We start from the raw sequence: 4,451 nt of genomic DNA on the forward strand, positions 1-4,451 counted from the left end.
GCTCGCCCGGGTCGGCCTGGTCCTGCCCGACGGCGTACGCCCGCTCACCTTCGGCACCTGGATCGGCGGCGACCGCGACGGCAACCCCATGACGCCGACGTGCTGGTGCTGGCCGCCTCCGGGCTGGCGGCGCTCGGCCCGGACGGCCGACGGCCCGCCGAACTGCTCGCCAGGCGTGCCGGGTTGACGGTGGTCGCGCCGGACACCGTGGTCAGCGTCGAAGCGGACGGCACCCTGCCGGCCGTGGACGGGACGTGGTGGCGCTGCCGTCCCGGCGGGGGAGCGGAGCCGCTCGGCGGCCGCTGGCCCGCCGCCGCGACCATCACCCCCCTGGCCGGTGGGGCGTACTGGGTCACCGAGGCCGCGGTGGGACCGGCCCGACCGGCCGTGCTGGACCGGGCCGTCGCGCCCCCGGACGGGCTGCTGCTGATCATCGGCGAGCCCTCCGGAGAGCTGCCCAGCGGCGCCCAACTGGCCGACGCCGCAGCGCTCCTGCAGGAGAAGGCGACGCGGCGGGAACCCCTCGTGCTCAGTGCGCCCTGGGCCGCTCCGGTCGAACTCATCGAGCTGGCGGCCGTGTTGGCGGCCTCGCTCGGGCAGGAGGTGCGGGCGGCGATCGGCGTGCCGGTCGGGACGGCCGGGCTGTCCGGGGTGGGCGTGCGGCACGTCCACGTCGCGGAGGGCGGTGGGGAAGGCTGGGAGCCGTACCTCACCGAGCTGGTCGCCCGCCCGCGCGAGCGCACCGTCACCGCCGTCGGCTGGCGCACCCGCCCCGACCTCCCGACGGCGTCCGGGGCCGCCCGCTACCCGGCTTTCCCCGGCTGGGAGTTGGAGGCGGTGTCCGCCGGGCTGTGGCTGCGCCCGGCCTCCGGCGCGGACCGCGGCCCCCGGCTGCGCCGACCGGACCCGGCCCGGCCGGTGCTGGTCGTCGGCGCGCCGGGGCGACCGGTGCCGGAGACGCTCTGGGACCACCTCGGGGCGGTGCTCGGCTCGCTCCCGGCCGGGCCGACGCGGCTCGGGCTCGCGGTGGTGGGGGCACTGGATGTGGGGTCGGCGGCGGTGGCGCGGTTCTGCGCGCGGCTGTACGGCCTGGACTGGGTCGGGGCGGAGGCGGGTGCTCCGGAGCCGTCCTTCCGGGGCGAGGTCGTGGCGGAGGCTCCGGCCTCTGCTCCGGCTCCGGCTCCGGCTCCGGTTGCGGTCGAGGCCGTGGCCGAGGCCGAGGTCCTGGCGGAGGCGACGGTGGAGCCGGTCGTCGGGCCCGCGCCCGCCGCCACGGTGTCGACCGCGGGCGGGGCGTTCCCGGGGGCTCGGGAGGAGGCCGGCGAAGGAGCAATATTGGCCCCTGAGGGCGTCGTCGCGGAGCCCGAGGTGGAGGGGCCAGCCGCCGAGGCGCCGACGGCCGAGCCCGAGCCGGTCTCGGAACCCGAGGCCGAGCCCGTTCCGGAACCCGTTCCCGAGCCCGAGCCGGTTCCCGAGCCCTCGACCCCAGCCGTGACGCCCCCGCCCGTGGCGCCCCCGCCCCCGCCCGTGGCGCCGGTGGAGCCCGCCGCCACCTCGCCCGCCTCGGACGGCGCGGCGCTGGCGGCCCTGCTCGGCTCCGCCTACCAGCGCCTGGCGCGGCGGGCCGAGGACGTCGCGACCCGGCTGCCCGCCCTGCGCGCCCGGGCGGAAGGGGGAGCGCCGGGGCCCGAGCTGGTCGCCGTCCTGCTGCAGCACGGCGACTGCACCCCGCTGGCCCCGCGCGCCGAACTCCTCGCGGCGGCCCGGTCCGGGGCGCCCGGTCCCTACGGCCCGTACCTGCGCTGTCTGGCCGGCGGTCTGCGGCGGCTGCCCAGCCACTACGGCGGCGTGCTGGTGGCCGGCCCGGCGCAGGACTGCGACCTCACCGCGTACGCCCCGGGCACGGTGCTGACCGAGCGGGCCCCGGTGACCGGCCTGGCGGCGCCCGGGGCCGACCTGGGGGAGGACGTCGGGGTCGAGTTCGCCATCTGGTCCGTCGGTGGCCGGCGCAGCTCGGCCTTCGGCGAGCCGGGCGACCAGCCGACGGTGATCTTCGCCCCGGGCACGCGGTTCGAGGTGGTCGAGGTCGAACCGGCGGACCAGGAGCAGGGCCGCCCGGCCCGGGTGCTGCTGCACGAGATCGGCGGGGTGCGGCCGGGCCCGGACCGGCTGCGCACCTGGCTCGCCCGCCGCGACGCCGTTGCCCCCGCCGACCGCGTCCGCCCGGCCGACCCGGCCCGCTACGTCCTCGCGCTGGGCGCGGTGTGACGGCGGACACGCCCCGGTGCTCCGGTGCGATGTCGTGATCTGCCGCTGGAGCCGGGCGGGAACGGCACCGGCCATCGCGTGCTCATCGGGGGTCGTGCGGACTCCTGAAGATCACGCGGTGGCCGCGGGGCCGCGGCATGGACGCGCCCGAGCGGATGGACCACCGGATCGCACTGGAGTGCCACGGGTGAACTCCGGCATCGCGGCGACCCGGGAGGGGAAGCGACCCGACCATGGGATCCCTTCCGCAGCCGCCCTTCCACATGCCGTTCGAGTCCCGCCTCAACCCTCATGTCGACCAGGCCCGCGCGCATGCCAAGGAGTGGGCCCGGCGGATGGGCATGTTCGACGAGGCGTACTCGGAGTGGCCGCAGAGGTGGAGCGAGGAGAAGTTCGATCAAGCCGACTTCCCGTTGTTCATCGCCTTGACCCATCCGGACGCCGATGCCGGAGAGTTGGAGCTGGTCACCGATTGGCATGTCGCCCTGTGGTTCGTCGACGATCTGTTCCTGCCGCTCTACCGGCGTGACCACGACCGGGAGTCAGCCGCAGCACAGGTGGAGCGGCTGATGCTCCACCTGCCGTTGGACGGCCTGCCGCGGCCGCTGAGCCCGGGAAATCCCGTGGAGCGGGCCTTCGCGGACCTGTGGACCGGCACGGCCGCCACCATGAGCCCGCTCTGGCGCGATCGGTTCATCAGCAGCGTGCGGCGCTTCCTGGACGGCGTGCTGTGGGAGCTCGAGCACGTCGACCGTGCCGTGACCGATCTGATCGAATATCTGGGAGCCCGCCGAGACTTTGGTGGTCTGCAGTTCACCGCCGTGCTCATGGAGCACGCGATGGGCGAACTCCGTCCGAACGTGCTCCGCCTCAGGGAGTTCCGCACTGCCGTCGACGCGTTCGTGGACGCCGTCAGCCTGCACAACGACATCGTGTCCCACGACCGGGAGGTCGATGAGGGCACGGTGGGCAACAACGGCGTGGAGGTCGCCGGTAAGGCCCTCGGGCTGGACCGCCGTGACGCCGCTGCCGTCGTCGACGATCTGCTGACCGCCAGGGTCGACACTCTGGCCGGGGCCCCGGCGGCCGTACCGCCCGAGGCGGTACGGTTCGTGGCGTCGCTGCAAGAGGCGCTGGCGGGCTCGTACCTGTGGCACGAGCGGTCCGGCCCCTTCGGCCGGACCACGGCGAGTCCGCTCGGGGGACCTCGCGGTCTGGGCGCATCCGCGGCGTACGCCTTCCGGAGGAGCGGAAGGGCTCACCGCACCGTGCGCACCTGACCGACCGGGCCGCGACCACCGCGCGATCCTCGGAGTCCGCACGACCCCCGATGAGCACGCGACGGCCGTCGCCGTCCTCGCCCGGCTCCGCGGTGAACCCCGCGCCGCCGGTCGGCCGTCGGACGGAACGTAGGGACGTGGCCGGCGGTGAGGAGTTCGGTGATGGGCGAGACGGTGCGGGACGGGTTCCGGCTGGCGGCGGTCTTCGACGCGGTGGATCCGGTGACCGGGCCCGGGTTCGCCCCGGACCGGCCGCGGCTGGCGGCGGGGCCCGGGCGCGAGGCCGTCGCCCGCTACCTGCGGGCCGGGGCGGCGGTGCTGCTGACGCCGATGCTGATGGACGACGTGGTCGACCCGGCCCGGCGCGGAGTCGTGCCGATGGGCTTCCGCACCGACGGCCGGTGGATCTGGACCGACACCGTCACGTACTACCTGGAGGAGTACGGACTGGCGCCGGACCCGGAGCTGCTCGCCCACGTGCGCGCGCAGGGGGACGGGCCGTGGGCGGCGCCGTCGGCGGCGTCGCTGGAGCAGGCCGTCTCCTTCGTGCTGACCCCGCCGGAGGCGGCCGCGGAGCCGGTCTGGAAGCTCGGCGCCTGAAGCGCTCCGATCTCCGCTGAACCGGTTCGGCCCCCCGGGCCGTAGGCCCCCATGGGAGTGTCGTCGAACAGCAGGGGATGCACGGTGGGCGAGGAGCAGCGCGGCGGGCCGGAGCGGAGGCCGGGTGGCTACCAGCTCCCGGCGGTGAACTGGGCGTTGGCGGCGGAGGAGTCCGCCGCGGAGTCGGTGGAGCCGGCGGATGAGTCCGCCGCCGCGACGGCGGTACTGCCCGCGCCGCGTTCAGAGGAACGGCTTCGTGTCGAGGTCGAAGCCGAACGGCGCGGGGAGAGCGAGCGGTTCCCC

General features: G+C 76.1%; 5 protein-coding genes. All 5 read left to right on the plus strand.

Annotation, left to right across the window (positions count from 1 at the left end; genetic code table 11):
- On the plus strand, nt 1-187 hold a 187-nt coding region (locus tag AB0E96_RS38620), incomplete at its 5' end, for a phosphoenolpyruvate carboxylase (protein ID WP_359831135.1).
- The gene (locus AB0E96_RS38625; protein WP_359831137.1) at nt 100-2,268 is read left to right on the plus strand and encodes a hypothetical protein; all 2,169 of its coding nucleotides are present in this window, start codon (nt 100-102) and stop codon (nt 2,266-2,268) included. The genes AB0E96_RS38620 and AB0E96_RS38625, both read left to right, overlap by 88 nt.
- Nucleotides 2,269-2,603: 335 nt before the next feature.
- Nucleotides 2,604-3,548, plus strand: coding sequence for a terpene synthase (locus tag AB0E96_RS38630; RefSeq protein WP_359831139.1), 945 nt, complete (start codon nt 2,604-2,606; stop codon nt 3,546-3,548).
- A gap of 162 nt (nt 3,549-3,710) precedes the next feature.
- Nucleotides 3,711-4,148, plus strand: a complete 438-nt coding sequence (locus AB0E96_RS38635) for a hypothetical protein (protein ID WP_359831141.1) — start codon at nt 3,711-3,713, stop codon at nt 4,146-4,148.
- 84 nt (nt 4,149-4,232) lie between these two features.
- Nucleotides 4,233-4,451 (plus strand): hypothetical protein (locus tag AB0E96_RS38640; protein ID WP_359831142.1); only part of this gene is annotated, 219 nt, incomplete at its 3' end.

Source organism: Kitasatospora sp. NPDC036755 (assembly GCF_040636595.1).
Taxonomy (GTDB): Bacteria; Actinomycetota; Actinomycetes; order Streptomycetales; family Streptomycetaceae; genus Kitasatospora.